Annotated in this window: 17 protein-coding genes; 10 read left to right on the forward strand and 7 right to left on the reverse strand. The window is 43.8% G+C overall.

Annotated elements, in window-relative coordinates; genetic code table 11:
• Positions 1 to 205: 205 nt before the first annotated feature.
• Positions 206 to 2,917, reverse strand: coding sequence for an HTH-type transcriptional regulator MalT (malT, locus tag HC752_RS08980; protein WP_190334805.1), 2,712 nt, complete (start codon positions 2,915 to 2,917; stop codon positions 206 to 208).
• A gap of 786 nt (positions 2,918 to 3,703) precedes the next feature.
• Between malT and HC752_RS08985 the strand changes: the two genes are divergently transcribed.
• From HC752_RS08985 to glgB, 3 genes are all read left to right on the forward strand, one after another.
• Positions 3,704 to 6,181, forward strand: a complete 2,478-nt coding sequence (locus HC752_RS08985) for a glycogen/starch/alpha-glucan phosphorylase (RefSeq protein ID WP_190334806.1) — start codon at positions 3,704 to 3,706, stop codon at positions 6,179 to 6,181.
• Positions 6,182 to 6,324: 143 nt separating this feature from the next.
• The gene (gene malQ, locus HC752_RS08990) at positions 6,325 to 8,514 is read left to right on the forward strand and encodes a 4-alpha-glucanotransferase (protein ID WP_190334807.1); all 2,190 of its coding nucleotides are present in this window, start codon (positions 6,325 to 6,327) and stop codon (positions 8,512 to 8,514) included.
• Between the two features lie 224 nt (positions 8,515 to 8,738).
• Positions 8,739 to 10,952 carry a 1,4-alpha-glucan branching protein GlgB gene (gene glgB / locus HC752_RS08995; protein ID WP_190334808.1) on the forward strand — a complete coding sequence of 738 codons (2,214 nt, stop codon included), beginning with the start codon at positions 8,739 to 8,741 and terminating at the stop codon, positions 10,950 to 10,952.
• A gap of 194 nt (positions 10,953 to 11,146) precedes the next feature.
• On the opposite strand, the gene HC752_RS09000 is transcribed toward glgB, so the two are convergent.
• Positions 11,147 to 13,105 (reverse strand): methyl-accepting chemotaxis protein, encoded by a 1,959-nt coding sequence (locus HC752_RS09000; RefSeq protein WP_190334809.1) that lies wholly within the window; start codon positions 13,103 to 13,105, stop codon positions 11,147 to 11,149.
• 686 nt (positions 13,106 to 13,791) lie between these two features.
• On the opposite strand from HC752_RS09000, the gene HC752_RS09005 reads away from it, so the two are divergent.
• Both HC752_RS09005 and HC752_RS09010 read left to right on the forward strand, forming a co-directional pair.
• Entirely contained in the window at positions 13,792 to 14,691 is a 900-nt protein-coding gene (locus HC752_RS09005) for an ABC transporter ATP-binding protein (protein WP_190334810.1), read from the forward strand.
• Positions 14,684 to 15,691 carry an ABC transporter permease gene (locus HC752_RS09010; RefSeq protein ID WP_190334811.1) on the forward strand — a complete coding sequence of 336 codons (1,008 nt, stop codon included), beginning with the start codon at positions 14,684 to 14,686 and terminating at the stop codon, positions 15,689 to 15,691. Before HC752_RS09005 ends, HC752_RS09010 begins: the two co-directional genes overlap by 8 nt.
• Positions 15,692 to 16,126: 435 nt before the next feature.
• Here HC752_RS09010 and HC752_RS09015 read toward each other — a convergent pair whose 3' ends face one another.
• Positions 16,127 to 17,074: an AEC family transporter gene (locus HC752_RS09015; RefSeq protein ID WP_194717322.1), complete on the reverse strand. Its 948-nt coding sequence runs from the start codon at positions 17,072 to 17,074 to the stop codon at positions 16,127 to 16,129.
• Between the two features lie 268 nt (positions 17,075 to 17,342).
• Between HC752_RS09015 and HC752_RS09020 the strand changes: the two genes are divergently transcribed.
• The 3 genes from HC752_RS09020 (at position 17,343) to ppnP (ending at position 19,326) form a co-directional block, all read left to right on the forward strand.
• Complete coding sequence (locus tag HC752_RS09020; protein WP_190334812.1) at positions 17,343 to 17,930, forward strand: TetR/AcrR family transcriptional regulator; 588 nt, start codon at positions 17,343 to 17,345, stop codon at positions 17,928 to 17,930.
• A 200-nt stretch (positions 17,931 to 18,130) separates the two neighbouring features.
• Positions 18,131 to 18,979 (forward strand): alpha/beta fold hydrolase, encoded by an 849-nt coding sequence (locus HC752_RS09025; RefSeq protein ID WP_190334813.1) that lies wholly within the window; start codon positions 18,131 to 18,133, stop codon positions 18,977 to 18,979.
• 65 nt (positions 18,980 to 19,044) lie between these two features.
• The gene (gene ppnP / locus HC752_RS09030; RefSeq protein WP_190334814.1) at positions 19,045 to 19,326 is read left to right on the forward strand and encodes a pyrimidine/purine nucleoside phosphorylase; all 282 of its coding nucleotides are present in this window, start codon (positions 19,045 to 19,047) and stop codon (positions 19,324 to 19,326) included.
• 164 nt (positions 19,327 to 19,490) lie between these two features.
• Here ppnP and HC752_RS09035 read toward each other — a convergent pair whose 3' ends face one another.
• From HC752_RS09035 to HC752_RS09050, 4 genes are all read right to left on the reverse strand, one after another.
• A complete protein-coding gene (locus tag HC752_RS09035) occupies positions 19,491 to 20,360 on the reverse strand; it encodes a DMT family transporter (RefSeq protein WP_190334815.1) in 870 nt (289 codons plus the stop codon).
• 116 nt (positions 20,361 to 20,476) lie between these two features.
• Positions 20,477 to 20,947: a YgjV family protein gene (locus HC752_RS09040; protein ID WP_190334816.1), complete on the reverse strand. Its 471-nt coding sequence runs from the start codon at positions 20,945 to 20,947 to the stop codon at positions 20,477 to 20,479.
• 637 nt (positions 20,948 to 21,584) lie between these two features.
• Positions 21,585 to 23,147 (reverse strand): sensor domain-containing diguanylate cyclase, encoded by a 1,563-nt coding sequence (locus HC752_RS09045; protein WP_190334817.1) that lies wholly within the window; start codon positions 23,145 to 23,147, stop codon positions 21,585 to 21,587.
• Between the two features lie 157 nt (positions 23,148 to 23,304).
• Positions 23,305 to 23,913 carry an alpha-ketoglutarate-dependent dioxygenase AlkB family protein gene (locus HC752_RS09050; protein WP_446751431.1) on the reverse strand — a complete coding sequence of 203 codons (609 nt, stop codon included), beginning with the start codon at positions 23,911 to 23,913 and terminating at the stop codon, positions 23,305 to 23,307.
• Between the two features lie 66 nt (positions 23,914 to 23,979).
• On the opposite strand from HC752_RS09050, the gene HC752_RS09055 reads away from it, so the two are divergent.
• Both HC752_RS09055 and HC752_RS09060 read left to right on the forward strand, forming a co-directional pair.
• A complete protein-coding gene (locus tag HC752_RS09055) occupies positions 23,980 to 24,330 on the forward strand; it encodes a hypothetical protein (protein WP_190334818.1) in 351 nt (116 codons plus the stop codon).
• A gap of 121 nt (positions 24,331 to 24,451) precedes the next feature.
• A complete protein-coding gene (locus HC752_RS09060; protein WP_190334819.1) occupies positions 24,452 to 24,598 on the forward strand; it encodes a hypothetical protein in 147 nt (48 codons plus the stop codon).
• Positions 24,599 to 24,604: the final 6 nt, after the last annotated feature.

Genomic DNA, 24,604 nt, shown 5'->3' on the forward strand with positions numbered 1-24,604 from the left:
ACCGTACTGACAAATTGTTGAATCCCAGTACCAAAGGCGATTGGGGTGCCATTCAATCAACATCAGACCTCCGTGTCTTTCTTATAAACCCATACTGTATAAGCCAATAGTGTATAAACCCATACCGTTCGCACCTTGTCTATTCCGTGTGCAATCGCTTTGTGGATTCCGTGATTATACCTAAATTCAGGAAGGGCGACTGATGCTAAACGTAGCCCATTAGATGAAGAAGGTTTTCGGCCGTTTTCACGGCTTCCTTTCGATTTGCAATCGCCAACTTTTGGTACAAGTTACGGATATGAGTCTTGATGGTTGTCCCTGCTACATCCAGTTCTTGAGATATCTGTTCGTTACTTAACCCAGCATAGATCAACCCAAGAACTTGCCATTCTCTTTGTGTGAGTGGGCTGGTTTTGACCAGTTCTGGCACATCTGGGTGGTCAACTAATTTCTCGATCAGTTGTTCATCAAAATGGGCTGACCGATGTCGATGCTTGTTACTTATCTCTTTGATCAACTGTTGAATTCGGTGCTTTTCAATATCCCCTACGCGGGTTTTCGCAGACAAGCTTTTCAAGGGCGTAAGCAGCCGCTCCCCATCAACCAAGTAATAACCGACAAAGCCGGTTTGTAAGGTCAGTTTCATCGCCTTTTCTAGCGATTCTTCTGCTTTTTCCTGTTCATCCATCAAAATATGTATATTGGCTTCCAATACGAGGTTTCGATTTTGATCGCTGACCAAACCAGCGCTAATGGCTTCATTTTGTAAAAATGCCATGGTTGCTTTGGCCTGCTCAACCATGTTCAAGCTTAGATACGCTCGGCTAATGTTTCGCCATTGGAGTTGGCTGAAATGATTACGCGCAGCAGTAGGGCGCTGCACCGTGCCTAACCAATGCTCGATCTCTGGCAACATGCCTTTAGCTTGCCAATACAGCAGCAGGGAAAGCGATGCGTTAGCGCTCCAATCGATGTGATAGTCGGAATGTTGTATTAAGTGTTGGATCTGCTCAACATAGCGAGCCGCTTTATCCAACTCGCCACGACCAATGGCAATACGCGCTAACATAGAGTAGCCAAATAAGTGGTTGCTTTGATTGTGTTTTCCAAGTACATCCAAGCCGCGGCATGTACAGTCCTCTGCATCGTCAAGCTTGTTCCAGCTCCAAAGCAGTTGAGCGCGAATACGCAATAGAAATTCATAGAGAGGAAGTTGGTTTAAATGCTGCTCTTGCACCAACCGGAAGGCTTTGTCTTGAACCTCATAGGCTGATTGCACAAGCCCTTGCGCAATCAGAATCTCACTTTGTTGCAACAGTGCCCACAGCGCTTGAGGAACAATTTGGTATTGGCGTGCCAGTTTCTCTGTTTGTTGCATCAAAGGCAGAGCACGGTCTAAGTGCCCCAAAACATGGTTGACCTCCCCCATGACAGACGTCGCGACTATGCGGCTTCGGTAGGTTGTTGGGTTCAGTTGGCTAAGTGCGAGCTCTGCCAGTTCTTGCGCACGCTCTGGCTCATTTTGATTAATAGCGACCTGTGCCAATAATGCGTTAACCTGCCCTTGGTCGTTATTCGTCAGCACGCATTCTTTGAGGGCGAGTTGTTTACCTGCTTCATCCAGCAATGCTCCCACTCTGTCATATTGGTGCTGACTTTGAGCTATCCAAGCCCGTAAAAGTGCCAAACTAGGCTGACTGAATCGTTGTTCGACGGGTAAAAACTCAAGCGCATGTTCCAACAAAGTGAGCTCTCCTCGGTTGAACATTGCCCACCCGTGTTGGTCTAGCACGTGAACCACAAGATCGCCGTCTTCCGACTTTAAGGCATGATTAAGTGCTTGGTCTGGGTTTTTAAGATGCAACCAAGCGGTTGCGGCTGCCTGATGAAGTGGGGCATCTTGATTGGGCATGTGAGTTTGTCTTTCGTGCGCCAGAAATTCACCAAATAAATTGTGGAATCGATACCAGTTTTGCTCACCTTCTAACGGATAAATAAATAAACCAAATCGGTTGAGGTTCTCTATCATACTTAACGCGTCATCTCTGCCCGTTACTTGAGCTGCAAGTGCGTCGTTAAATATATCGAATACCGAACATTGCATTAAAAAGTGCCTAGTTTCTGAATCTAACAGATCGAACACTTCTTCAACGAGGTAATCCCAAAGATGGCTAGGGTTGAAATCTGATACGGTTGCCGCAGATTGGACTAATGTCTTTTTTTGATACTGCGCTTGTAAAGCAAATAGCTGAAGGGCGGAAGGCCAACCTTCGACGTATTGGCAAAGCATGTCTGCGGTAGAATCATCAATGCCGTCGGTGACTCTTAGGTTAAAGAACCGTGTGGTTTCGTCTTTATCAAATGCCAGCGACGCGTTATCGACTTCAATCAATAAATCGCGTACTCGTAAGTTGGCGACGCCTAAGGGGGGAACGGCACGGCTAGTGACGACTAAGGTGATGTTTTCCGGTAAGTGTTTTAAGAAAAAGCGTAGCCCGTCGTGAATCTCTTCATTGGTGATGCAGTGATAATCGTCCAGCACCAAATAACAGGTATCGGTGAGTTGGCTGATTTCAGAAAAAAGTTCACTGAACAGAGACTTAAGCGAAGAAAACTGCCTTTTTTCAGCCAGCGCTAATGACCTCTTGCAGCCATCGCTTGTCGCGTTGTTGAGTGCTCGCAAAAAGTAATTCACAAACCGGAAAGTTTCGTTATCTGTCTCATCAATGCTAAACCACCCAACGTTAGCCTGTTCGGTTAGCCATTGCGCAGCCATGGTCGTTTTGCCATACCCTGCTGGTGAACGAAACAAGATCAGTTTATAAAAGGGCGCTTGTTTGAGTAGCTCTAATACTCTCGGGCGGAGAATGGCATTATGTAGGCGCTTAGGACGAGTCAGTTTCGAGGGGATCCACATGGCTGTATTTTTAGTGAGTGGTGATTTCTACCTTGGATACTACGAGGAGCCGTTCTCACCGACATTGACCGACCTCTTAAATTTGCGTCTGAAGATAATAATGGGGACGTCTACGCCCTAAAAGTGTGATTCATATCTCATTGATGCTTAAATCAAAATAAACATTCGAGTCGAGGAGCACGAACTTCAAGCAAACTGAAATAAAATATCACGCGTTCTGACAGGGTAATAATGGTGTTCTTGATGGTTGAAACCTAAATTACGTCATTATAATTTTATGTCTATTGCTTTTTTTTTAGCTAAAACATGAGCCTGATCACTCTAGGGGAGAGTGTTGTACATAATTTCACAATTAGCTCACTGGTTGTATGTATGCTTCAACTCTACGCCCTCTTTCCTCCTCCTTCTCCACCTCTAATCAGGATGATGTATTAGCCCGAGATGACGTGGAACATAGTCATGCTACCCAAGCGGTTTTTATTTAGAGCTGCACTTGTTTATTCGGTGTCACTCAATGCGATGTTTGCTGTAGATGTTAACGCCAGAATCAATATGACCGGTTTGTTTCTGAGAGCACATTCGCCGCTTGGCTATTGTCCCAAGCATGCTTTCTGAGCTGAGTTTTCGTTCGCTAATGATTATCTCATATTCGTTTATGACTACCTCATATCGGTTAATGGTTTTCTTATATCCGTGAATGACTGACCGAATATGAGTCAACAGTGTCTCGTAGTCTAATGTGGAAGGTGGCTTAGGGGGATGGAAAACCAACAATGAGAATTCCAAATGAAGCCTAAAAAGCAAGTTAATATAAAAAAACAAGAGAATTTCAATAAAGAAGCATTCATACAGTCCGTAAAAAAGCATTTGTCAGCCACGTATGCAACCACCGTTGAAACGGCGTCTAAAAGAGCGTGGTATTTAGCAACAGGTCGTGCATTGGCAGAGTTGACCATCTTCGATTTACTTGAAACGGAAAATGATCCCAATATCAAAAACGCTAAAAGCGTCAACTACCTTTCTCTTGAATTCCTAATTGGTCGATTAACAGGCAACAACCTAATTAGTATGGGGTTGTATGAGTCTGTCGATGAAGCTGTAAAGGCGCTAGGTCAGAACCTGACGGATATACTGGAAGAAGAACGCGACCCCGCTCTAGGCAATGGTGGGTTAGGGCGTTTGGCGGCATGCTTTATGGATTCTTGTGCTGCTCAGCAGTACCCAACCGTTGGCTATGGTCTTCACTACGAATATGGATTATTTCGCCAGTCATTTGAAGAATGCCACCAAAAAGAAGCCCCAGATGCGTGGGCGGGTGTTGAAGGCTATCCATGGGAAATTGCGAGACCAGAATTTGCCCAACAAGCGGGATTCTACGGGCATGTAGAGACGTACATAAATGACGCTGGTGTAGAAAAACGCCGTTGGAAACCGGGCATGTTTGTGCAAGGTATGCCGTGGGACATGCCAATTGTGGGGTATCAAAGCCGGACTGTTTATCCGCTAAGGCTATGGGAGTGCCGCGCCATTGCACCGTTCAGTTTAGCGAGTTTCAACAACGGCGACTATTTCGAAGCGCAACATGCGTTGATTGATGCGGGTAACGTAACAAAAGTGTTGTACCCGAACGATAACCACGAGAAAGGAAAAACCCTGCGTTTAATGCAGCAGTATTTCCATGTGCGTTGTTCAATGGCGGATATTTTACGTCGTCACAAAGCCAACGGTCATGCATTAGAGAAGCTGCCAGAATACGAAACGATTCAGCTAAACGACACGCATCCTACGGTTGCCATCCCCGAGCTCATGCGTATTCTGATCGATGAACACAATTACGAATGGGAGGCTGCGTGGCAGATATGTTCACGTACCTTTGCGTACACCAATCATACCTTGCTACCTGAAGCTCTGGAAACGTGGAGCGAGGCGTTACTTCAGCGCTTGCTGCCACGCCATATGGAGATCATTTACCAAATTAACCACTTATTCCTTCTGGAAGTGAAAAAGAAATGGCCTGGTGATGTCGATAAGATGCGCAAGCTTTCCATCATTCAAGAAGGGACTCACCGCATGGTGCGAATGGCCAACCTGTGTGTTGTCGGATCTTATGCGGTTAATGGGGTTGCGGCGCTTCACTCTGCCTTGGTTAAGAAAGATCTGTTTCCTGAGTTTCATGAAATCTTTCCGACTCGATTACAAAACGTCACCAACGGTGTAACACCTAGGCGTTGGCTGAAGTTTTGTAACCCTGGTCTTGCAAACCTCATCACCAGCAAAATAGGCGAGGATTGGATAGCGGATCTGGATGAACTGAGAAAAATCGAACCGCTTGCTACCGATACTGACTTCCAAGCCGACTTTATGCGCGTAAAGCAGGGGAATAAGCAACGCTTGGCAAAATGGGTCAGAGACAACATGGATATTGAGCTAGATACCAATGCCATATTTGATGTTCAGATCAAACGATTGCATGAATACAAGCGTCAGCACCTAAATTTACTTCACATTCTATCGCTGTACCACAGGCTACTTAACGCGCCCTCATTTGACATGGTTCCTCGTGTTGTTTTCTTTGCAGCTAAAGCTGCGCCAGGTTATCACTTAGCTAAGGAAATGATTTACGCCATCAACAAAGTTGCCGAGAAGATCAATCGTGATCATCGCGTTAATCACAAATTGAAAGTGGTGTTCATACCTGACTATCGCGTCAGTTTGGCGGAAATCATCATCCCTGCGGCGGATGTTTCTGAGCAAATTTCCACCGCAGGGAAAGAAGCATCAGGTACAGGCAACATGAAGCTGGCGCTCAATGGGGCACTGACCATCGGCACCATGGACGGTGCAAACGTCGAGATACGGGAAGAAGTTGGAGATGACAACATTTACATCTTCGGATTAGAAGTGGATGAAGTCACGGCTTTACGTGAACAAGGCTATAACCCATATGACTATTATCATGCCGATCACCTATTGAAAGCGTCGCTTGACCTCCTTCTTGGTGAAGAATTTACCCCAGGAGAACCAGGGCGTTTAGCGGCGATCTATGAAAGCTTGTTGGATGGTGGTGATCCCTATTTGGTGTTGGCTGATTTTGCGTCTTACGTGAAAGCCCATGAAGAGATGGACGCACAGTATCGGGACCAACAAGGTTGGGCGAAAAAAGCCATTATTAACACCGCATTAGTTGGCAAGTTTAGCTCGGATCGAAGCATCCGCGATTATGTGAACAACATTTGGAAGCTGAAAGCCGTTAAGCGTTATTAATTCGTAAAATGCCCTCAGATTGAAAACAAGGGTTCAATTGGCTAGTTCTGACGGTGAAAAGGTGGCGCGTGGGTTAAGGCATATCCCCCGCCTTTGCGCCAGAAATACAAGAGGGTAGGTCATGTCCACCTTCGGAGAGAGATATGAAAGAAGTAAATAAGACCACAGCAGAAGCAGTAAAGCGCGTCGCGTCGATGGCAAATATTTCGGAACACTACATTAATGCAATGGGCGAAGAAACAGACGTCTCCGCATCCACTGTCCAGTATCTACTGTCGTCGCTGGGTTACGATGTGTCGAATGATGAAGCGCTGCTGACCTCAGCCGAGAAAAAACATAAAAAGCCTGTTCTACAATCCATTTTGGTACTGACGGATGACGAAGACGTGCATGTCAATTTGTACCTTGGAGTGAGTGCACGTGAAAGCGAATTCAGTTGGCGATTAGAAACTGAAGAAGGTGAGGTACTTGAAGGTTACCTGCAATCACAGATAGTCAGTGACCGCCGAAAAGTAGGTGGACCACTTACTTTTTCGTTGCCGAACAATCTTCCTTGGGGATACCACACACTCACATTAACGCGTAAGCGCCGAAAAGCACCTTATGAAATGACATTAGTGATCGCCCCTAAAAGCTGTTACAAACAAGAATCACTGTTGTGCGATGAAAAAATGTGGGGACCAAGCATTCAATTATACACACTGCGCACATCCCATAATTGGGGAATAGGCGACTTTGGTGATTTAAAGCAACTTGTCGGGGAAGTGGCAGAAAGAGGAGCAGATTTTATAGGAATCAACCCCATCCATTCTCTCTTCCCAGCCAATCCAGAAGGGGCAAGCCCTTACAGTCCCTCTTCTCGGCGCTGGTTAAATATCCTGTATATCGATGTCAGCTCCGTGCCTGAATTCGCACTGAGTAGCGAAGCGCAAGCCCGAGTAGGCAGTACTGAGTTTCAACAACGCTTGCATCAAGCTCGCGAATCCCATTGGGTGAATTACAGCGAAGTCTCTGCCCTGAAAATGAGCGTGTTACCGATGCTTTATCAAGAATTTAAGCATCGTCATTTAGACAACAATACCGACAGGGCAGCTAAGTTCATGCAGTTTGTTGAAAATGGCGGGCAAAGCTTGTTGCAACAAGCGACATTCGATGCACTGCATGCCAATTTGTGTGAGCAATACGATGATATATGGGGATGGCCCGTTTTTCCTGAGAAATACCGAAAATACTGCAGCCCAGCGGTGCGCAAGTTTATCGTTGATGAGGAGGATTCCGTTCAGCTCTACTTGTATTTGCAATGGATAGCCGACGGTCAAATCCAAGAGGCTCAACTGTTAGCGGAAGAAAAAGGCATGCAAATAGGCTTGTACAGAGATTTGGCTGTTGGAGTATCGGATGCGGGGGCGGAAGCGTGGGCAGATACAGGAGAGCTTTGTCAGGCTGTGAGTATTGGTGCACCGCCAGATATTCTTGGTCCACTTGGTCAAAACTGGGGGTTACCTCCGCTCAACCCTCAAGAGCTCCAAGCAAGATCATTCAAGCCTTTTATCAATTTGATTCGAGCGAATATGCATCACTGTGGGGCATTGCGAATCGATCATGTTTTAGGTTTACTCCGCCTTTGGTGGGTACCAAAGGGTAAGAATGCGTCTGAAGGTGCCTACATTTATTATCCGGTAAAAGAGCTGCTTGCTTTGCTGGCGCTTGAAAGCCATCGTCATAAATGTTCGGTAATTGGTGAAGATTTGGGAACGGTACCGGATGAAATTGTTGAACTGCTTACCGATGCCGGCATTCATTCCTATAAAGTGTTTTTCTTTGAAGTCGCTGAAGATGGTGGGTATTACTCACCAGAGCATTACTCACAACAGTCTATGTCGACACTTTGTACGCACGATATGCCAACCTTGAAAGGTCTTTGGCACTGTGATGATTTGAAACTGGGGCAGGAACTGGGATTGTACCCAGATGAGGCTCAGTTAAATAAGCTGTTTGACGACAGATTAAGAAGCAAGCAAGAAATCCTGAACAGTGTGGCTTGGCATGGTTATCTGCCAGACGGTGTTGGTCGGGACGCGGCAACGGTTCCGATGGATAGGCACCTGAGTGAAGCGCTTCAGTTACACTTGGCCGCTGGCAACAGCGCGCTATTTAGCGTGCAATTAGAAGATTGGTTAGAGATGGATAATCCGGTCAATATTCCAGGTACCGTCGATGAATACCCCAACTGGCGCCGGAAGCTTTCCGTTAATTTGGATAACATTTTCTCGAACGACAATATTCATAACCTCGCCGAGCGAATAACCGCACTTCGGAAAAAGAGAGCGTAAGTGGTGTTATCCTTTTATGCAAATGCTTTCACTTTGCTGTTGAGGTGATAAACTGATCCGAAAGTAGAGGATTCTATACGGTAACCCTTTGTTAGATATTGGCTAAATCTAACAGTCTGTGGTTTTTATTATTCTCTCGCTCATAAAATCCGCATCCGTTTAAGGTGAACGGATGCAGGATTTGGATTCTGCTATACGCAGGTCAAATAGACTGCATTTCAATAATGATTAATCAGTTCGCAACGTTCTTAGGGGACAAGGCATTGAATAAAAAAAGACAACCCAAACGCGCCTATGCCCAACTTTCTCAAGCTGCATTTTCCGATCCCTTTTCGTTTCTTGGCCCATACAGTCAAGAAAAGGGCATCGCGTTAAGAATCTGGATTCCGGGTGCAGACAATGTTCAGTTGGTATTAGACGACAATACTCGCCTCGATCTCGAAAGAGAGGAAGCGAGCGGCTTCATTCTAAAAGGTGATCTAGATTTAAGGCACATTCACTACCGTTTGGCGGTCGATTGGTCAGGTACAGAGCAGATTCTGGATGATCCGTATCAGTACCATGGGCTTTACGCTGAATACGATGATTTGCATACTCCCAAGCACATGTACCAACACATGGGGGCGCAATTTGTCAGCATGGACCGTGGCAATGAAAAAGTGAGGGGTACTCGGTTTTTGGTGTATGCCCCACATGCTTCAGCAGTCAGTATTATTGGTGCATTTAACCATTGGGATGGGCGTAGAAACCCATTACAAAAATTGGATTATGGGATTTGGGGTTTGTTTATTCCTGATCTCCCTGAAGGTACGCAATACAAATTTGAAATGAAAGGACCGGACGGCGAAGGCTTACCTCACAAAGCGGATCCATGGGGGTTTCATTCAGAGCAACATCCATCGTTTGCCTCATTGACTTACAATCACCAGCGATATAATTGGGCAGACAGCGCGTGGCAAGAGCGACCCGTAACGGAAAAGCGAAAAGAAGCCCTTTCTTTTTACGAGCTGCATGCAGGTTCATGGAAGCGCAATGAAAACGGTGATTTCCTCAATTATCGAGAACTCGCCGAGCAACTCATTCCTTATCTTAAAGACTTGGGGTATACCCATGTGGAGTTAATGCCCATTTCGGAACACCCATTTTACGGTTCTTGGGGGTATCAACCGGTTGGATTGTTTGCCCCGACGAGCCGATTTGGATCGCCGGACGACTTTAAGTACTTTGTTGATCAATGCCATCAGGCGGAAATTGGGGTGATACTTGATTGGGTGCCTGCACATTTCCCTTCAGATGACCATGGATTAGCGAACTTTGATGGTACACCTCTATTTCACGATCCCGATCCTCGCCGAGGTTGGCATCAGGATTGGAATTCGTTTATCTACGATATGGGACAGGAGCATGTGCGTCGCTTTTTAGTCTCGAACGCGTTGTATTGGTTTGAACAGTTCCACATAGATGGCATTCGAGTGGATGCGGTTGCTTCCATGATTTATTTGGATTACTCGCGTAGCCATGACCAGTGGATTCCCAATATCGATGGAGGCAACGAGAACTACGAAGCCATCGCTACACTTAAATGGATGAATGAAGAAGTGTACCGCCATTTCCCCAATGCGATGACCATTGCTGAAGAATCAACAGCATTCCCAGGAGTATCTGCGCCAACCTTTATGGGAGGGCTTGGCTTTGGGTTTAAATGGAATATGGGCTGGATGCACGACAGCCTTTCTTACATAAAAGAAGATCCTATTCATCGAAAATACCATCACGATACCATCACGTTTCCGTTGGTGTACGCGCACAGTGAAAACTATGTGTTGTCGCTTTCTCATGACGAAGTGGTTTATGGCAAAGGGTCCATCCATAACAAGATGCCGGGGGACGAATGGCAGCAAACGGCAAACCTGAGAGCTTACATGGGGTATATGTACGCTCAACCGGGTAAGAAGTTGAATTTTATGGGGGCAGAGTTTGGTCAAACCGCAGAGTGGAATCACGATGATCAATTGCAGTGGTTTTTACTTGATTTTGAGCGCCACCAAGGAGTCCGAGATCTCACACGCGATTTGAATTTCCTGTATCGCAATGAAAAAGCATTACACGAACTGGACAGTCACCCGAATGGTTTTGAATGGCGTTTGCAGGATGCTAAAGAGACCAGTGTATTGGCACACGAGCGTATTGCTGAAAACGGCGACCGCATACTCATTATCAGTAACTTTACGCCAGTGCCTCACGAGCATTTTCGTTTAGGTGTTCCAAATAGCGGGACATACACCTTGCTTCTGAATACGGATGATGTTGGCTATAGTGGCAGTGGATTTAAGGTCTATGAGTCGGTAGAAACAGAAAGCGTTGTGAGCGAAGGCTTAGAGACGTCTTTATTATTGAGCATTCCACCGCTCTCTACGGTGTTTTACAAGCTTCAATAAGGGTTGTTTGGCTCAATCACGGACTGGTGCTGGCTACGGCACCTTGCAAAGTGAAATCGTAGTGCAAGGTAATATCGTAGTTACAAAGTAATATCGTAGTACAAGGTAATATCGCACACAAAAAAGAGAGCGAGCCGTGAAAACGGTCTCGCTCTTGTTTGTCATGTTGAAGAGAGAATGCTTTATGACTTCCTCTATACTCGGAATTGACTGAGTAATTTGCTCACTTCATTACCGACCTGATTCAAGCTTTCGGCAGATTCTGTGGTTTCTATAGATTGGCTCATTGTCTTGTCTGAGATATCGGACATGGTATTCACATTGAAGCTCACTTCATCCGCTGCGGTAGCTTGTTGACCTGCTGCACTGGAGATCAAGCCGATTGAATCATTGATTTGGGCAATGAATCCATCAATTGATTTTAAAGCTTCTTCAGCTGACTGTACCTGCGCTGCGGTTTCCTCAGCATTTGAGCGGCTCTTCGTCATTGCTTGGCTAGCGCTTTCCGAGCGTTGCTGCAAGCTAACAATGATGTTTTGAATTTCCTCTGTTGATTCTTGAGTTCTGGATGCCAATGAGCGAACTTCATCTGCAACGACCGCAAATCCGCGTCCTTGCTCACCGGCACGTGCTGCCTCAATTGCGGCGTTCAGCGCCAGTAAGTTTGTTTGCTCTGCGATGCTACGAATCACATCCAATACCGTACCGATTTGCTCACTGTCAGAGCGCACTTGCTCGACGGTGTCACTCGCATCAGATATCTGCTGAGATAAGCTTTGCATTGCCGTTGCAGCACTAACAACAACTTGAGTAGCTTGTGTGGCAGCATTGGCTGTTGATTGAGATAATTCTGCTGCTTGTTGTGCACTGTTACTCACTTCTTGAGCACTGGCAGACATTTCAGTCATCGCGGAAGCGGCAAGTTGAGCCTGAGACTGTTGTTCACGGACTTCTTGCTGGGTTCCACTTGCTTTAACCGTGAGTTCTTGAGCCGAAGTCAACATACTCGATGAAGCCGTGTTTAAGTGACCAACCGTTTTTTGAAGCTTGTCTGCAAAGGTGTTGTAGTTCGTGGCCAGATCAGCGAGTTCATCAGACCCCGTAACAGGAATTCGAATGGTTAAATCGCCTTCACCCTGAGCAATGTCTCTCAAGACATCATTCGTGGATTGAATTTTTCTGGTGATGGCTTTTGTTACGAAGATAGAGACAAGAATACCGATGAGAATCGATATGCCTACCACTATGAATAAGATGTTCGTAGACGTATGGGTATTGTTTTGCGCATGATTGGCGGCAGTTTGCATTGAGTTGCTTATCGAAGAGCGTAAACTTGCAATCGCTTCAGCAATTTGTGGACCAACCGTATCCAGTTTATCTATGGCAGCATTTCGATCAATGATCACTGTTACGACGTTATTTGCGGCAATCTCATATTGACCGAGCAATTGTTTTGCTTCAGATGCTAACTTGCGACGTTCTGGGTTTTCTAACGTGTCTAACAGTGTGTCCATTTCTTTTTCTGACGTTTCGAACTCTTTATTAAAGCGATCGGCTTGATCCCTTTGGTTTTCAACCAAGAACTTTGAAACGTAAAGGCGTGACAGTAAAAGTGCGCGTATCGCCTTACCGGCATGGTATGCGGCAATCACATCCCCATCACGTTTTGCCGTACTCATAACTTCTGTGAGCTTACGTTCAATGAGCGGACCATTTTTATTTAACGTCCCGTTTACCAGATCGTTTCGTTTGTTCATGTTTGCTACAACCACACCAGTAAATGTGGATAGGTAAACAGACTTCATCTCGTCAAGAGATTTTAAAATTTTCACTCGTTCAGGCTTTTGGATTTCGTTGTAAGCGCGAGTCATGTATTTAGTCCAAAGAGCAGCTTGCTGATTGAATTTTTCAACGTACTCAGAATCACCTGTTTTAATAAAGTTCTTAACGGTTAATCGCAGTCCATAAACAGTATCGGTAACATCTGCTGCTAGCTCAGTATCCGGTGCCAAATCAAAAGAAATGGAATTCATATCTTTTGCTAATGTGTTTAGCAAATTCGAGCTCACCACTGCAACAGAGATTAAGATGACCACCAGAACGGCAGGCGATATAGATAATTTTTTAGAAATAGAAATATTGTCCAAACCCATTGTCTTGTCTCCATAAAAGGTAAAGCCATATTTTTTATTTTTTATATTAACTAAAGTAGCAAAGAATGAAAGGGGAAACAGGAAATACGTTAAATAATTATTTGTTTATGGAATAAGCGCCCGCATATCATTGACTTATCGTATCGTTTATATTCACATAATTTCATTGTTTTGAAAAATCACTAAATAATCTGCTGTCGGATTCACTTATGGGAAAAAATCGAGATTTAATAATATGTAAAATTATGAACAGAATGGAGGCTTTTTATTAGGAGTGTTTGTTAGAAATAGCATGCATAAATAATTCAATTAACGTGGGTTTATCTGTGGATTTATTCATATGATGATGGTAGATACCACTAGGATTGATGTTTATGTGGGCCTTTAATTTCACGCGATTAATTTATAAAACAATCAATAAAAAAGAGGGGGAATATAAATGATACCTAATAAAACGATTCCTACTTTAAAATGGTTCGATCCAGTTAAGACTGCTGTGTGATCTTCTATGTGTTTTTCACTTTGATTATAAAAATGTCTGAAATACGTTGGTCATTCCGCTGTGTGTTTTTCTTGTACTGAAACAGAAGACAGAGCTCCGATTCCTCATATTTCTAAATCCTTATATTAAGCCGACTTAGGTATAATGGTTTGATTGGATAGGATGATAAGGGTAAATAGAAAATATGGAATTCCAATTAGAAGCGGTTTCACTGCATAAACGCTTTAAATCCGTTGTTGCTGTTGATGAGGTGAGTTTCGGGGTCAAGCAAGGAACCTGTTTTGGATTACTCGGACCAAATGGAGCCGGAAAAACCACGACACTAGAGATGCTGGAAGGCATTATGGAACCGACAAGTGGGTATATCTTGTATAAAGATCAACCCATAACGAAAGAAGTTTATCATCGGCTAGGGATACAGTTTCAAAATACGGCTTTACAAGATTTTCTTACCGCCAAAGAAACGCTTAAGATGTTTCAATCGTTTTATAGCCACCCGATGCCTTATGAGGAGTTGGTGACGTTATGCCAGCTTGGCGATTTTCTCGACCAAGATCATCGTAAATTGTCTGGTGGTCAAAAACAGCGTTTATTATTGGCGTTAGCGTTAATAAACGATCCTGAACTCATTTTTCTTGATGAGCCAACCACAGGGCTTGATCCTCACAGTCGTCGGTTGTTCTGGGATTTGGTCAATACTATTAAAGCCAATGGAAAAACGATTTTATTAACAACACATTACATGGATGAAGCGGAATATTTATGCGATGAAATCGCGATCATGAATAAAGGCAATATTATTGCTCAGAATACGCCTTCTCATCTATTGGATGAGCATTTTTCTGGCGCATTAATCAGTTTACCAGAAACGCAAATAAATAATGTTCACCTCCATGGAGAAGTCGTCCACTATTCTGAGGGACGTTGCTTTATTCAATCTGAAAACGTAGAAAAAACATTGACTAACTTAATGGCATCTCATATTTCCTTGGAAGGGCTTCAGGTTAAATCCGCCAATCTCGATGATCTGTTTTTGAAATTGACTGGGCATGCTTTGATAGAAGAGGAAAATCAAAATGTATAGTCGATTTTTGGTCGTTTTAGTTGCAAGAAATTATGAGTTCATGAGAGACAGAAGTGCATTGGCTTGGAATCTCGTGTTTCCTATTTTAATGGTGATTGGGTTTGCTGTTGTTTTTTCCGATGACAATAAAGTGCTTTATAAAGTAGGTGTGATGAACACTGACCAAGAGGTGAGCCAACCGTTTCAGGATTTACGCCACCTTGAGTTTGTCGAATACGCTGACATGGAGACTGCGAAGCTTAAATTGCAGCAACATAAGATTGATATCCTAGTCGACTTTGCAGCGAAATCTTACTGGGTGAATCAATCGTCTTCTAGCGGTTACATTGTTGAAAAGTTGCTTCTTGGGCAACAGCCTGACTTTGTGAAATTTACCACTGACGGAAAGGCTATTCGATATTTAGATTGGGTTGTTCCTGGGATACTGGGTGTCAACATGATGTTTTCCTGCTTATTTGGTGTTGGTTATGTCATCGTACGCTATCGTAAAAACTCAGTCTTAAAAAGGCTAAATGCCACGCCACTTAGGGCGATCGAGTTTTTGTCGGCTCAAGTGTTGTCCCGTTTGGTGATTGTCATGATCATTAGCTCTGGGATCTTTGTAGCCTGCGACTTTGTGTTTGACTTTTATATGTTGGGTAATTATTTCACCCTATTGCTGGTGGCGTTCCTTGGGACATCTTCTATCATTTCTTTGGCGCTGTTGATTGCGTGTCGATCTGAATCGGAAGAGTTTATCGGCGGTATGCTAAATCTGATTTCCTGGCCGATGATGATGTTGTCTGGAGTTTGGTTTTCGCTGGAAGGCAGCCCCGAATTTATTCAGCAACTGACCCAAGTATTTCCATTAACCCATATGTTGGAGTCTGCCCGGGCCGTTATGCTGGATGGCGCTGGACTAGCCGATATCTGGGGGCACTTGGTTACGCTTGCTTTAATGACCATTATTTTCTTACTTGCGGGTTCCTATTTCTTTAAGTGGCAAGGTGAAGCTCGATAGCGTGTTTGGAGCTTGTTTAAAACTTGGTGAGCGCAAAAGCCTGCACTGAATACATGAATACCCGTTTCGTTGTGCGCCAGTACATTGTATTGGCGCACATTTCGTCCTGAGGCTGTCTGGTAACGATTCTAAGGATACCACTCTCCAACCTTCGTTATGGATAGCAAAGCATCTTGTCTCGCCGTCACCTCTTTCCACCACGTAACTTTCTGTTAAAAACGGATACCCATTACACGGCGTTGGTAGGAAATATCACGCCAAGCTGGCGACGTTATTGGCAGGATTTAAGGTATGTTGGGCTCACGAAGAATACCAATTCAAGACGGTGGTTTATTTTTTCTTCCGTATGTGACGGTGAGACATATCATGAATTCTTCAGGGTAAGAAGAAGTGTTTTTACTCTGCTTTAAGAGACTTTTGGTCGATGGTTACGGGTTAAATAAGGTGAAAACTAGAAAGAAAGGCAATACCAAGTGAACCTGTTAACAGCGACACGACGGTAGTGAGCGCAATAACGTTTGCTGCCAGTGTTGGGTTTCCACCCATGGAGCGAGCCATAACATAACTCGCAGCTGCTGTGGGGGAGGCCGTCATAGTGAACAATAACCCAAGCTCTAAACCTCGATACCCCATTAAAAAACCACCTCCTACAATCACAAGTGGGCAAAAAACGAGTTTTAACGTAGTGGCAAACCAAGCGCTGTTTTTTTCCTGTTGTAAGGAGCGTAGGTTGAGTGAAGCGCCGGTACATAAAAGGGCGAGCGGTAGCGTCATATCCGCGAAATATTTCCCAGCATGAGCAACAATTTGGGGGATAGGTACGGATAGACCATAGAAAATAAACCCAAGTGATATGGCAATAATTAAGGGGTTTTTGGTGATGGTTTTACCGATCATAGTCAGGACTTTTAACTGTGACGATTGCTGCGTTGGGCTTAATGCTATCACGGCGAGAATGTTATAAAGCACCGTAGTGGCGGCGACATAGAGGGCAGCACTGGCGACACCTTGCTCCCCATATAGGTTTGCGGCATAGGCTAGCCCTATGATCGAGGTATTCGCGCGGAATCCACCTTGAATAATGACACCTTGATCGTTTGAAGATGGAAAAAATATTTTGGTAGAAATCACCGTTATTATGAAGAAAGCGAAATTGGCAGCAAGCCCGTACATAACAAATGGAAGGTTGTTTGCTAAATCATACTCAGATTGAATGATGCTTAGAAACAGCAAGGCTGGCAATGTCACTTTAAACACGAGTTTTGAGCCAGTATCAATAAAGCCTTCGTTGAGTATATGCATTCGTTTTAAAAATACACCTAACCCCAGCATCAAACAGATAGGTCCTGTAACACTAACGGAAAACGCGAGCTGATCGAGCATGGAGAAACCTATGTCATTGGTGGAGGATGGTACAAACATGGTGGCATGGAAATCTATAATGCATCAATAACTTTACACCAAATTGCCTTTGCTATCAGACAGTCGCATTCATCTCACCATCTTCCTTGCTTGAGGCGACATTCCTTAAGAATACAACGTCAGACATTGCAAAAAAGAACGACTGTGCTATTAATGTATTGCACGTTGCAGAGTGAACAAGATTCAACTTAAATAACGGTCAAAGAATTTTGGCTACACCGAGAGTTTAATGAACAAAGGCAAGGCAACAAAAGAAAATATTTTGAAAACGGCTTTTAATGTGGCAAGCCAGAATGGGCTTGAAAGCCTGACATTTGGGGTGTTAGCAAAACATTGCGGTTTATCGAAAAGTGGACTTTATGCCCATTTTAACTCGAAGGAAAACCTTCAAGTTATGGTTGTTGAATACGCCAATCTGAAATTCATTGAACGAGTATTGCAGCCAGCACGTGATCAATTTTCTCATGATCTGGAATCCAAAATCAGGTTGTTATTAGAAAATTGGTTAAACTGGAACCACTCATTTCAAGGCAGTTGTATGTTTCTTGATGCGTGGCGCAGTGATACCGATGAAAACAATACCGTGCAACAGAGCTTGATAAAAGGGAGCAATAACTGGATTCGATATATGGAAATCCAGATAGAGAAAGCCAAGCATACGGGGGTTTTTTCGATGAACTTAGATACCAAGCAAGCGGTGTATCAGATTTACGGTGTTTATCTCAGTAGCCAACTGTTCTACGCCATTGATGGTGAACACGAAAGCCGAGAAAGGTTTTGGAAGAGCATTGATTTTCTTTTCCAACATTGGCGTTAACGATAAAGTCAAGCAGCCGAAGACGGGTAGTGAGCGTAGTTTCTAGAATGCCTTGAAGATAAACTGTGCGGGTTAAGTCATTCATCGTATAGCGGTCCGAGACCAACGCGAGATAACACTATAAAGCTGATGAGTACGTCTTATCGGCTCAATTTTTAAAATTAAATAGCACGATCGTTCTATTTGTGGGAGGTAAAATCATGAGTGAGAAGATTTATTTTAATGCATCGAATAAGTTCAGTTTGAAACGCAGCTTTGTGAATTGCACTACACGCTTGCATCATACTCTAGCCCCCAAACACGCTGTGAAGACGGCAAGAAGAATACTGCTGACACCCGCCCGTTTAACACCCAAAAATACGGCACCAGCGGGCTTGGTGAAAGGCGTTGTGCAAACAAGTTATGGGGCTCTTTCTACCTTCTCATTAGGGTCAGGACCGGTTTGGGTTCTGACTCACGGCTGGTCGGGTAGCTCAAACCAGTTTTACCCGCTAATGGCGCATATTGCTTCTAAGGGCTACCGTGCTCTAGCTTATGACCACCCAGCTCACGGAGAGAGCGATGGCGATGTGGGGCATATGCCCGCATTTGTGGAAGGTTTAGATGCGGTTTTAGACAGTATCGACGACTTGGCGGGTATTGTGGGTCATAGTATGGGGACGGCTTCAGTGTTAGAAAGCCGACATCAAAAAGCCGAAAACTGTCCAATCATCTTGATTGCACCTGTACTGAATTACATCGAAAACTTGCTCTCGAGTATTCGTCGTTCTGGGTACTCTATGAAACTATTTAGAGAAGTTGTTGGGGAAGTCGAAAGACAACACGGTTTCCCGTTGAAATCGGTTGATCCTTATCGCCGGTTAATGGAACGACAGTCAAAGTGCATCATTGTCCATGATAAGGACGACAAGTTTACGCCTTATTCGGTTTCTGAAAAAGCGGGTAAAGAGGGCGATAACGTCGAGCTGGTTACCACTGAAGGACAAGGTCATGGTCGGGTAATGAAGTCGTCTTCGGTCATGGGAGCGTTCGATAAACTCTCGCAGTAATGGGGCTTGCACATTTTTACGGAACGGAGTAAAAACAAAAGGTAATTCAATCACAAGGAAGAAAAATGATTACCGAAAATACCTATTTTGAAGGTGGGGTTAAGTCTTTAGCATTCGTTCAATCAGAACAACAAGTGAGCGTAGGCGTGATGGCAGTAGGCGAATACACATTTGGTACGAATGCCCCCGAGAAGATGACAGTGGTAAAAGGTGATTTAACCATTAGGCTTAAAGGGGAGGAAAATTGGGAAACTTACGCCTCTGGTGAGTCTTTTAACGTTCCCGGTCATTCACATTTTGATGTGAAAGTGGAGCAAATGACGGCTTACTTGTGTGAATATTTATAGTTAATCGCTTAAAGAAATTAATCGCATAAAAAATGCCACATAGACTGGTGGGATACACAAACGAGTCCACGTGGCAAAAAACAAAAAAGATCGAGACCTGATACGTTCGCCATCGCGAAATGGATCAGGTTTTTTTACTGGTTTAATCTTTTTCAGTAATTGGTTTAATCACTTTCAGTAATAGTAGGGCGTTGGGAAGATTTTCTTTGTGCATTTACATTAATGATGTTGCCTATGAGCATCAAAATTCCACCCAGCAGTACCCACCAATCCAATGCTTCGTTATAAAGCCACATACCGACCACAGCGATAATAGGCAAGCGGAAAAAATCGAGCGATACCACCACACCAGCATCGGCGTGGAGCATGGCCCTAGCGATACAGAAATGAGCGGTTAATCCACATACCCCCACGACGAACAAATACAACCATTCTATCCCTGTTGGTAATTGCCAATCTTGATAAGACAAAGCGAACCCTATTGGCAGTTGAATTAAGCACATCAAGAAAATGATCACTAAAGGCGGCTCGGTTTTCGCCAAGTACTTCGTACACACATACGCAGTTGAAAAACTGACTGCCGCTAATATGACCACGAAAGAAGCGGGGTCGAATATATCGGCACCGGGTTTTACTATGACAAGTACACCAAAGAATCCTAGCAACAATGAGATGGCTTTTGTTTTAGTGAATGCCTCGTTGAGAAACCAACAAGCGATAAGAAGAGTCCAGAGTGGTACAGTAAATTCGAGCGCAAATACGTTGGCCAAAGGCAGAAGTGAGATCCCCAAAAACCAAGAATACTGACCGACAAAGTTAATGAGGTTTCTACCCACATGTATCGGCATTTTTGGGGACTTGATTAAATGAAACTGACGAAAGTAAGCCAATAAAATGGTCACAAGCACTAGGCCAACGAAGCTGCGAGTAAATACCAATTGAAAAGGCGTATAGTTATCACCTAATTCTCTCGCCGTGATCGCCATAAAGGTAAACGAAGCGAGTGTTCCCATCATCCATAAAACGGCTTTCATTCACTTTCCTTGTGAGAGATCAAAGGGGGGGACAAACTAAAGTTATATTACAGTTTGGTCTGTCTCGTATTTGTTGACCATATAGTAAATTGTTAACAGAATCACTTATACAAAGGTCATAATGTCGAGTGTTGACGGCGATATAATCTGAAAATGGTGGTGGCGTTAATAACCGCAAAAGTACTTTCCATTAGCACGCCCCCAACAGAGCCCAATACGATGTTATGCAGTAACCAACATAGTGTATTGAGTAATACCGTCATGCGCATGGCTAGCCCCTCCAATTTGTACATTCCCCATGTTGCCACGGATGTGCTGAGTAATGTGAGAAGCTGATATGGCTCAGAGGCGTTAGGCAGTCCCAAAACCCATATGAATACGATAAAAAACCACATGAGGTAGGAAGATTTCGTTTTAGTCGAAAAATAAATTCTTAATACACTTACCGCACATGTGGTCGCCGCAGTCATTGCTCCCATTAAACCAAAATGAATCACAAGCAGTATTTGGAATAATGAGAGATGGATGCGCATACGATAGCCGCACTTATGGGCAAAAGCGGCAGATCCGAAAAGGAACGCAAACAAGCCGACGAGTTGGGGGGGGGGCGTTAAAAATAGACAACATGATTACTTTTGTGTGCTAGTGCAATATTGCGTAACGAGTATGATAATAAAAATGGAAACTTGATGTAAGAAATCTCTCACAAGTACTGTAGGAAATCATGATATTTTCTGATGCGTTATTACATCGGGCACACCGTATCTTAATGAATATAAAGATAAAATTGGATTGTTATTTAATGGTTATCAAAAATTTTTTTTAAATTTATAGTCAAAAAAACATACTCCAGAACTAATATGATTCATGTCGACTGGATACGACGCTCCTCTAAGGAAAGAGTGATAAGGAAGAATAAGCAAGGAACTCTGCTTAACAAGGACAACGCGTTGAAGGAATGAGGCGTCACGGAAAATAAGTAGGGATACATAAGGACAGATTGGATATCACCTTAGGATTAGGTTCTATCTCCAGGATTGAGGTAGGGAAGGATTCGCAAGGGCACCGCTTCGGAAGGCGCGCAATGGACAGGCATCAGGATGTTGCAACACTTATGGATTACCAACGCAGGACGCGTTAAGTAGCGGGAACGCTGCCAAAAAATGCTTTACCCCAACACGTTTGTGTTGGGGTTTTCTTTTTGGGCTTAATACCAATGCCTAATTATATTTCTGAGTAAACATAGAACTGATTTTTACCATTGCGCTTCGCCATGTACATGGCGTTATCGGCTTGGTTAAGTACTTGTTCAAACTCGTTTATTTTCCCCCGAGTCCTAACCACCCCAATACTTGCTGAGACGGGATATTCGTCGCATCGGTGTTCGCCACAAGAGCAAGCGTGTTCAATTTTTATGAGAAGATCTTGAAGTATTTTGTCTACTTGATGATTTGAATCTAATTCAGTCAACATAAATACGAATTCATCGCCACCTAGGCGTGATGTAATGCCTATCCCATCAAAATGTTCGCTGATGACTTTTGCAATTTTCTTCAAGAACTTATCACCTTGTTGATGCCCGAATCGATCATTGATGTGTTTGAAGTTGTCAAGATCCAGTAAGCAGAGTGCAGAGAGCTGATTTTCCTCTAGGTCTAAACTTGTGACTTGTTGTTGCAGGCTGAGTCTATTCACGAGTCCAGTTAAAGGGTCTTTCATCGCCAAATCTTGGAGTACTTCTTTTTGTCGTCGAAGTTGCTCATTTGCATCCGAAATGACGGATGTTTTATAGAAGCTATAAACCATGGCACTCAGAATGACAAAAGTGAGGGCGGAGAACGCAAAGAGAACCAAGTAAGGGATCCACAAAATGGGCATCGCTTGGGTGAACTGAATATTAAGCTGCCAAGTTCTCCCCGGTAAAGTGAGAGGAAAACTATAGGAAAGATGCTCGTCTGACTCCTCGATGTATTGCGGGAAAATACGGTGATGACTTTCTCTTGTTACATCATTGAGAATAAAGTGAATATGCTCACGGTTAGCCAAATTACCGAGTAGCAATCTTTCAGGCTTAAGGAGCATGATCACATAGCCTTTCAGATCGTCTGGCGGGAAGTGCTTCTCATCGATAGCGTTATAGCGTTCGTGTTCTTCAAAGACCGGAAAATAAATCGCGGTGGCGAGTGGCCCTTCAGGATCTTGAAAGATGGGAAAAGGGCTGGTGGCTTGAACACGCTTATCAAGAGCGGACTGACGAATCACTTGCTGATTAAAGGGCCTTTGTGTTACTTCGAGACCAATCGCCTCTTTATTTGGTTGAAGAGGTTCTGCAAACGTAATAGGAAAGTAAACGGGGCCTGTAGAAATTGGGAAAGTTTCAGAAGCATTTGAATTTGTTGTAAAAAAGCCAGAAGGTGCATACCCCTCTTGCTGTAGGTTGTACTCAACCAAACTACGTTCAGAGTGGTGGACTTTGGGAGCCCATTGTATGGCGAGTATATTGTACTGAGTGCGAAGCATCACGTCAGAAAAACGAGCAAACTCATTGCGAGAAACCTGTTCTGAGGCGGAAAACAATGCGCCATAGGATTCAAGCAAACCTAATACGTCATCAAGTAGGTATTGCGCTTTTAATGCTTGGGTATAGGCGATTTCATAAAGACTGGTTTCAACGTTCTGCTTTTCGACAGTTGCGGCGATGCTGTAAGCGAACCAAGAGCCTAAGCTTCCGAAGCACGCTGTAAAAATCACAAGCAGAGCCTGTATACGAGTAAGTCTGACCAACATGAAAATTGAAACACCGATTGGAGATAATAAACCTATATTTGCATAAGCTAATTTATTTAATAAGTGGTCCAGTTAAATTATTGTGAATTCTTGACGCAGTATCACCGAGTTTCGTAATTTTTTCATAATGAGTATTTAGGTTGATTGAATGAAAATATTATCTTTCAATAACATGCCGAAAGGTAAGGTTAATGCGCGTATTGACGACCTTTTTGGTTTTTGGAATCGCGTGTAACCAATAATGCTGTGTTTCCCCCGCCATGATAAGTAGGGCACCATGACCAAGAATAAACTCTTGTTTTTCATTAGAGTACTTGTGTTTTAGAACAAAGCGCCTAGGTCCACCGAGCGATAACGACGCTATAATAGGATTGGGGCCAAGTTCAGGTTCATTATCTTGATGCCACCCCATCGAATCACGACCATCACGATACATGTTTGCGAGAACAGAATTGAAACGTTGTCCGGAGAGTTTCGCGCATCTCTTCTCTAAAGACCGTAACTCCTTTGTCCATGGGTGTGGATGCATCGTAAGTCCAGAGTATGTATAGGAAGCATGACCATGCCAAGCCTGTAGGCGTGGTTGTAACACTTCTTTTCCAAACATCGTTATCGATTCTTGTTGCCAGGGAAGGGTGTCAGTAAGTCTTTGAAATAAATGATTGGCATATGATTCAGTAAGAAAGTGCGCGTCCCAGTAAATTAAGCTATTTGGGGAGGTTAACCATGTTCCGGTTTCTTGTTCAAACAAATCGTAATTCTGCACTTAATGATTCCTCGAATCGTCACATGGGTATAAAATACGTTCTTTTCCATGCAAGGTAAAAGAAGAATGCAGCAACACGAGTTTGAAGTCCTAGTGAAATCCCTATGTGCCCAAGAATCCCTTCCAAAAGCGCTAGAATTGTTGAAAATCTCCGAGGAAAAAGAAGTGGCGGAAGCGGCTGAATCTCTTTCGGGTCAATTTGAGTTAGCCGAGGTAGAAGGCGAGCATCGAATTTATCACGTAACTCTTCAAGAAAATGAGCAAGGCGAGGAACAAGAATTTGTTGAGCATGTGATGAATGAAGGGGACGACATTATAAAGTTTGTCGCTTGGTTCTTCTTCAGTATGTTTGAAATCAAAGAGCGCGATACGTATCAAGCAGCAGGCAAGACCTACAAGCAACCTAAACGAAGTTAAGCATGTCCACTCTTTCTGAGCATTGGCTTGCTTCTGTTGCAGAAGAAATGTGATCTGAGTATTGAATCTATTCCTTTAATGAGTAAAATGTGACTTATTTCACATTATAGGTGCGTTCAAAATGGGTTTAGATTTAGGATCGGTATACATCGCTAACCAAATGGCTAAGAAGATGGTTGAAGAAAAGCTTTATGGGCAACCACTTTCAAAAATCGAAAGACCCTCTCTATTTCGTCGGCTGACCATGAAGGTTAAAAAAACAAAGTAAGGGACG

Source organism: Vibrio sp. S9_S30, from assembly GCF_014694455.1.
Lineage (GTDB): Bacteria > Pseudomonadota > Gammaproteobacteria > Enterobacterales > Vibrionaceae > Vibrio.

Excerpts from the sequence above, each read along its gene's own strand:
- HC752_RS09060 (WP_190334819.1), top strand. The coding sequence starts at position 24,452 with ATGGGTTTAGATTTAGGATCGGTATACATCGCTAACCAAATGGCTAAG.
- HC752_RS09005 (WP_190334810.1), top strand. The coding sequence starts at position 13,792 with ATGGAATTCCAATTAGAAGCGGTTTCACTGCATAAACGCTTTAAATCC.
- HC752_RS09055 (WP_190334818.1), top strand. The coding sequence starts at position 23,980 with ATGCAGCAACACGAGTTTGAAGTCCTAGTGAAATCCCTATGTGCCCAA.
- HC752_RS09025 (WP_190334813.1), top strand. The coding sequence starts at position 18,131 with ATGAGTGAGAAGATTTATTTTAATGCATCGAATAAGTTCAGTTTGAAA.
- HC752_RS09015 (WP_194717322.1), bottom strand. The coding sequence starts at position 17,074 with ATGCTCGATCAGCTCGCGTTTTCCGTTAGTGTTACAGGACCTATCTGT.
- ppnP (WP_190334814.1), top strand. The coding sequence starts at position 19,045 with ATGATTACCGAAAATACCTATTTTGAAGGTGGGGTTAAGTCTTTAGCA.
- HC752_RS09000 (WP_190334809.1), bottom strand. The coding sequence starts at position 13,105 with ATGGGTTTGGACAATATTTCTATTTCTAAAAAATTATCTATATCGCCT.
- HC752_RS09010 (WP_190334811.1), top strand. The coding sequence starts at position 14,684 with ATGTATAGTCGATTTTTGGTCGTTTTAGTTGCAAGAAATTATGAGTTC.
- HC752_RS09035 (WP_190334815.1), bottom strand. The coding sequence starts at position 20,360 with ATGAAAGCCGTTTTATGGATGATGGGAACACTCGCTTCGTTTACCTTT.
- glgB (WP_190334808.1), top strand. The coding sequence starts at position 8,739 with ATGATTAATCAGTTCGCAACGTTCTTAGGGGACAAGGCATTGAATAAA.
- HC752_RS09045 (WP_190334817.1), bottom strand. The coding sequence starts at position 23,147 with ATGTTGGTCAGACTTACTCGTATACAGGCTCTGCTTGTGATTTTTACA.
- HC752_RS09020 (WP_190334812.1), top strand. The coding sequence starts at position 17,343 with ATGAACAAAGGCAAGGCAACAAAAGAAAATATTTTGAAAACGGCTTTT.
- malQ (WP_190334807.1), top strand. The coding sequence starts at position 6,325 with ATGAAAGAAGTAAATAAGACCACAGCAGAAGCAGTAAAGCGCGTCGCG.
- HC752_RS08985 (WP_190334806.1), top strand. The coding sequence starts at position 3,704 with ATGAAGCCTAAAAAGCAAGTTAATATAAAAAAACAAGAGAATTTCAAT.
- malT (WP_190334805.1), bottom strand. The coding sequence starts at position 2,917 with ATGTGGATCCCCTCGAAACTGACTCGTCCTAAGCGCCTACATAATGCC.